7 protein-coding genes are annotated in these 5,455 nt (G+C 64.3%); 4 read left to right on the forward strand and 3 right to left on the reverse strand.

Going from position 1 to position 5,455, the window contains the following annotated elements:
- Window positions 1–67: 67 nt before the first annotated feature.
- The gene (locus tag Q4F91_RS12570) at window positions 68–727 is read left to right on the forward strand and encodes a S24 family peptidase (protein WP_303338073.1); all 660 of its coding nucleotides are present in this window, start codon (window positions 68–70) and stop codon (window positions 725–727) included.
- Window positions 728–831: 104 nt separating this feature from the next.
- Here Q4F91_RS12570 and Q4F91_RS12575 read toward each other — a convergent pair whose 3' ends face one another.
- Window positions 832–1,056, reverse strand: a complete 225-nt coding sequence (locus Q4F91_RS12575; RefSeq protein WP_303338074.1) for a DUF4236 domain-containing protein — start codon at window positions 1,054–1,056, stop codon at window positions 832–834.
- A gap of 30 nt (window positions 1,057–1,086) precedes the next feature.
- Window positions 1,087–1,587, reverse strand: coding sequence for a DUF177 domain-containing protein (locus Q4F91_RS12580; protein ID WP_303338075.1), 501 nt, complete (start codon window positions 1,585–1,587; stop codon window positions 1,087–1,089).
- 108 nt (window positions 1,588–1,695) lie between these two features.
- Between Q4F91_RS12580 and Q4F91_RS12585 the strand changes: the two genes are divergently transcribed.
- Genes Q4F91_RS12585 through Q4F91_RS12595 form a run of 3 tightly spaced genes read left to right on the forward strand, consistent with a single transcriptional unit; the run spans window position 1,696 to window position 4,358 of the window.
- Entirely contained in the window at window positions 1,696–2,292 is a 597-nt protein-coding gene (locus Q4F91_RS12585) for a nucleoside triphosphate pyrophosphatase (protein ID WP_303338076.1), read from the forward strand.
- A 21-nt stretch (window positions 2,293–2,313) separates the two neighbouring features.
- Window positions 2,314–3,165: an SAM-dependent methyltransferase gene (locus Q4F91_RS12590; RefSeq protein ID WP_303338077.1), complete on the forward strand. Its 852-nt coding sequence runs from the start codon at window positions 2,314–2,316 to the stop codon at window positions 3,163–3,165.
- Window positions 3,162–4,358: a hypothetical protein gene (locus tag Q4F91_RS12595; RefSeq protein ID WP_303338078.1), complete on the forward strand. Its 1,197-nt coding sequence runs from the start codon at window positions 3,162–3,164 to the stop codon at window positions 4,356–4,358. The genes Q4F91_RS12590 and Q4F91_RS12595 overlap by 4 nt, the downstream gene beginning before the upstream one ends.
- Window positions 4,359–4,379: 21 nt before the next feature.
- Here Q4F91_RS12595 and Q4F91_RS12600 read toward each other — a convergent pair whose 3' ends face one another.
- Window positions 4,380–5,414, reverse strand: a complete 1,035-nt coding sequence (locus tag Q4F91_RS12600; protein ID WP_303338079.1) for an AAA family ATPase — start codon at window positions 5,412–5,414, stop codon at window positions 4,380–4,382.
- Window positions 5,415–5,455 lie beyond the last annotated feature (41 nt).

Here is a 5,455-nt window from a genome sequence, read left to right on the forward strand (position 1 = left end):
CCCAAAATCCCTGATTCTTGATATAAATCAGGCACTTAGTTTATAGAAGCCCCCTAAAGGTATTGATATGGGAATGATGCAGCGAGTAGATGAAATACTCAAACGTACAGACCGTTCACAGGCCTCTCTCGCCCGGCAGCTCAACACGAATCCTCAGACCTTCTCGGCCTGGATGACCGGTCGCAATCAGCCGTCCATCCCCATGGTTCTGAAGATCTGCGAGGCACTGGAGGTGTCTCCGAGCTGGCTGCTGACCGGCCGCGATGATGAATACCAGAAAAGCCCCGAAACCGAGGGCTTCGTCAGGCTTTATCAGGCGGACACGGATGTGTCTGTCGATCCTGCGAAGCAGGCCATGCTGAATGAAACGCCGTCCGTCAGACTGATGCAGGTCAGCAACCGCTGGGTTCAGCGATACGCGGGCTCCGGCGATGAGCACAGCCTCGCGATCCTCAGTGTTTACGGCGATTCCATGGAGCCGACGCTGAAGGACGGGGACTCGGTTCTCATCAACACGAAGGTCACGGATGTGTTCACGGACTCGATCTATGCCTTCATGCGCGACAGGGATCTCTATATCAAGCGTCTGCAGCGAGTCGCTGACGACATCCGCGTGATCAGCGACAACTCCCGCTACGAGACGTACTCCGTCGAGGCAGATGAATTTCACCGCCGCAACAAGATTCTCGGAAGACTCGTCTCCGTCATCACCGCCAGACCCCTCTGAATCCCTGTCTGGACAAGTGATCGAGTGAAAAGACAGGCGCAGCCGCCCGGATAACAAGGACAGCCTTCAACGGACTCCGGCTTCCGGTGCGGGTCACACCTCAGTCAGAGGCCGATCTTCTGCCTGATCTTGTCCAGAATGCCGCCCGGCTTGATCTTCGTGCGGTATGAGACGCCGCTCCCGGGAATGCCGACATTCCCGGTGGCACCTTTCTTGCCGACGTTGACGCTCAGGCCCGGCTTCCCGACCGTCACCGAGAGCCCGGTCTTGCTGAGGTTCACTTTCAGCAATGAACCGAGCCTGAAGGACTTGTTGATGCGCAGCCCCATGAAAATCCCTCCCCTGCGGCGGTCCTCTCGTTACTTCTTGAGCGCCGCGAGCGCGGCGAAGGGATTGGGCTTCTCGACCACCTCCTCGGGCTCGTCCTGCCAGCCGCCGCCCTCCTCGCAGTCATCGTGGAAGACCATGCGGGGAAGCGACAGGATCGCCTCCTCCTCGACCCAGGCCTCGACGTCGAAGTGGCGCGAGCCCACGGCCACGTCCTCGTCCTCCTCGTCGTCCTCGATGGGAAGGGCATTGGCGGCCTCCTCGGAGGCGGCGAAGCGGAAGACCGCCTCGGAACCGATCTCCACGGGAACGGGCTGGTTGCAGCGGGCGCAGAAAAGCTCCACATCTCCCTCCATCACGAGCTCGGCCGCGGGGAGTCCCCGGCGCTCGCCCATGCCGGTCACCGTGAAGCGGATCGAGCCCGCGTCGGTCGCGGTGAAGGCGAGGAGCTGCGGGAGGTTCTTCACGGGAATCTCGCCCTCGAGGGTCGTCTCACGGCGGGCAAGTTCAAAGATATCGGTGTAGAGGGTCATCGTGCTTTCTAAAAAATCTGTCGGTGCACGGCGCATCTCGTAAGAGAAGGTCACCGCGCGGCCGCACAAGTCTAATGGTTTGAGCCTTGTCATTAAAATGACCGGACCATGACAAAGCACCTGATTCTTGCCTCGAGCTCCCGCTACCGCCGCGAGCTCCTCGACCGTCTCGGCCTCGAATACACGGCCGAGAGCCCTGACATTGACGAAACGGCTCTTCCCGGCGAGACGCCGCGCGAGACGGCGCTGCGCCTCTCCGAGATGAAGGCCCGCGCCGTCTGGGAGAAGCACCCGGGCTCGGTCGTGATCGGCTCGGACCAGACCGCGAACCTCCATGGCGAAAAGCTCGGCAAGCCCCACACCCGCGAACGCGCGATCGAGCAGCTCACCCGCATGCAGGGCGAGACGGTGGTCTTCGCGACCGCCCTCTGTGTGATCGATGCCGAGGGAAAGGCCGAGAAGCTCGAGAGCCTCACCACGGTCCGCATGCGCCCGCTCTCGCGCGCGACGATCGAGGCTTATGTCGACCGCGAGGAGCCCTATGACTGCGCGGGATCGGCCAAGATCGAGAAGCTCGGCATCGCGCTCATGGAAGCCGTCGAGTCAGACGACCCGACGTCCTTGATCGGCCTTCCGCTCATGAAGCTCACGACGCTGCTGGCGCACGCCGGCATCGAGGTCCTCCCGGGAATCCTCTCCAAATAATTGCCTCTGGAGAAGCCGATCATGTCCGGAACGCTTTACCTTCTGCCCTGCCCGATCAGCGAGCGCCCGCCCGAGGAGACCCTTCCCGCGCACACGCTCGAGGTCGCCCGCTCGCTCGGCCGCTTCTACGCCGAGGCGGCGAAGACCGCGCGCGCGACCCTGAAGAGCTTCGGTCATCCGAAGCCCATCGCGTCGCTCGTGATCGAGGAGATCGGCCACGACCCGGACGAGGCGAAGATCGACGGCTGGCTCGCGCCGGTGCTCGCGGGCGAGGACGCCGGCATCATCTCGGAGTCCGGGTGCCCGGGCATCGCCGATCCGGGCGCGCAGATCGCCGCCCGTGCGCACGAGCTCGGCCTGCGCGTCGTGCCGCTCACGGGACCGAGTTCGCTGCTCCTCGCCCTGATGGCCTCGGGGCTTGACGGCCAGCGCTTCCGCTTCCTCGGCTACCTCCCGATCGCCGACGCCGAGCGCCGCGAGGCCCTGCTCGCCGCCGAGGCGCAGAGCCGCGCGAGCGAGACGCAGCTCGCGATCGAGACGCCCTACCGCAACTCGGGGCTGCTCGCCGCCATGCTCGAGACCCTCGCTCCCTCGACGCGCCTCACCGTCGCCTGGGACATCACGGGTGCGGACGAAACGATCCGCACGCTCACGGTCGAGAAGTGGCGCGCGCTCCCCGAGGCCGCGCGCACGCTCCCGAAGCTTCCCTGCGTCTTCGCCTTCCTCGCGGCGCCGGGCCGCACCGCCGCGCCGCGCTACGCGCCGCAGCACGCGCAGAAGAAGGGCGCCGCCCCGAAGGCATCCGTTGCATCCGCTCCCCGCCATGGCCGCGGCGCTCCCAGGCCCCGCGGCGGCAAGGGAGGTCATCGATGAACCAGATCATCGCCTGGGCGCAGACGCCGCTCGGTCTCCTCATCATCGCGGCCGTGGGTTTCATCGTCGTCTGCTTTGTGATCACGTGGATCATCTTCGCCGTCGCCGGCCTCTTCCGCGGCCGGCCGCGCGCCGAGGAGCCCGCGCGTGAGGAACCGGGCTCGGTGAACGAGGCGGACGAACCACCCGCCCCCGAGGCAAGCAGCGATCCGCTCGAAAGCTTTGACCGCAGAGCCTTGAAGGCGCCGATCGCGCTCGCGCGCCTGCGCGCCCGCGGACCCGACGTCACGCGGCCCGCCGAGCCCGTGCTGGCAAGACCCGCCCCGGTCGAGCCCGCAGTGGCCGTCACGCCCGAGCCCGAGATCCGCACCCTCACCGATGCCGTTCCCGAGTCCGTGATGCAGGCCGTCGAGCCCGAGCCCGCCCCTGCGCCCGCGCCGGCGGTCCAGCCCCAGGCGGTTCCGTCCCGGCAGCTGCAGGAGGCGCCCTTCACGACGCCCGTCGTCCTGCCGCACGCTCCGGATCCCTTCGCCAACGCGGAATTTCTCCTTACCCTCCCCTTCGAGCGCCGCACCGGCCTCACGATGGCGCACGCCGACCTCTGCGGCGCGGGCGTCGAGGCGGTCTTCTTCGCCCCGGAGACAGTGTCGCGCTGGGAGAGTGACGAGCTGCGCCTCGTGCCGTTCCTGCCGCAGCAGGGCGCGAAGCTCCTCGCGACCGAGACCGACCGCGAGACCTTCCACGCGGGCGACCTGTTCGCGCAGCCCGATGCCGTAATCGAACTCTCGACCGGTCTCATCGCGCTCGAGTACAAGTCCCGCGGCGGACGGCTCGAGGATCCGCTGCGCTGGGCCGAGTCCATGCGCCCGAAGGACATCCTGCAGACGGTTCTCGCCGCCCTGGCGCTCTCCGCGGAGTCGGGCCGTCCGGTGGCCCCGGTGCTGCGCACCACGAACGCGGTCTTCTTCCTGCGCCCGACGCGCGAGCTGAGGACGCTCCTCGTCACGCGCCTGCCCTCGGCCGCGGCCTTCCTCGCCGAGTCGCTCCCCCACGAGCGGCGCCCCGGCATCAGCGCCGCCGACTACGCCGAGCTCCTCATCCCGGTGGTCTCCCGGATCTTCCCGCGGGCCGAGTCCGCCGGATCCGCCGCCGGCAAGGAAGCGCACCTCGACATGCTCACGCGGCGCAGCTGAGTCGTCAGAGGACGCCGGTGTTCAAGGCGCAGGCTTCACCGGCGAAGCCTGCGATGTGAAGGCGAGCGCCTCATCCGTTATCTCCCTCAGGCTGCTCGAGATGAGTGCATCGCCCGGGCAGAAAACCGCAAGTTTCTTCTTCATGCTCGGGATGTCCACGAAGTTCACCATCGCTGTCGCACCCCCGGGCTTTCTGAACAGCAGCCGGACCTTGTCATCATCGACAAAGTTCATGACCAGCGTGCTGTTTGTCGTGAAGAGAACCTGCTTGCCGCTCTCCTCAATGATCTTCATGAGTTCTGACACCCAGTCGATGCTGATGCCGGTCTCAAGGTCATCAATGGTGATGAACGTGCCGGGAGTCAACATCCGGACAAGGATGCCGAGAAGCCGGATGAATCCCTGGCCGGCCTGCCGCCCTGAAAGAACGACATCCTTCCCGTCAACGGTCTCGACGAAGCCCACCTCCTTGCAGTCGGACCTACGCCGGATCCGGACATCCTTCACCTGCGGAAAAAACTTCTGCAGCACGGGAAGGATCTTCTTTTCCACATCCCGGCGGCTCAGTTCGATCAGGCCTGCGGTCAGATCCATTTGATCGTCGCAATACTTCTTTGACAGATCCAAACTGTCTGACGGGCTGAAATTAAAAACATCCATCGACACAATATTGCATATTGAGCAACATATTTCATTGCATTCCGAAGGGAAATATGGCCAATATGGAAGAATGGATCCTTCATAATCAGGATAACTGTCGTCCCAATCTTCGCCTTCACATTTGAAACGACCGACTTCCGTTCTCAGGATCTCTCGCCGACCTTCCGACGTCTCCTCCTCCACGAGTTCCTCAACGAAACGGATTGACTCTCCAACCTGACCAAGCTGCCCTTCCCAGCTGAGGATGACACCAGGTTTGTTCTCCACGGCGATCCTGAAGCGCGGCCAGCGAGCCCTGCTTGGTCCAGCAACGGACTTGATATCGTCAATGTTCCAGCCCCGCTTGCGCAACCATTTTTCGGCAGGCGCCTCGTTGGAATAGCGTGGAAATTGCACACCCCCTCAGCAGGTCATGAGAAAGGGCTGACAAATGAGAA

This window comes from Sutterella sp., from assembly GCF_030539355.1.
Taxonomy (GTDB): Bacteria; Pseudomonadota; Gammaproteobacteria; order Burkholderiales; family Burkholderiaceae_F; genus Sutterella.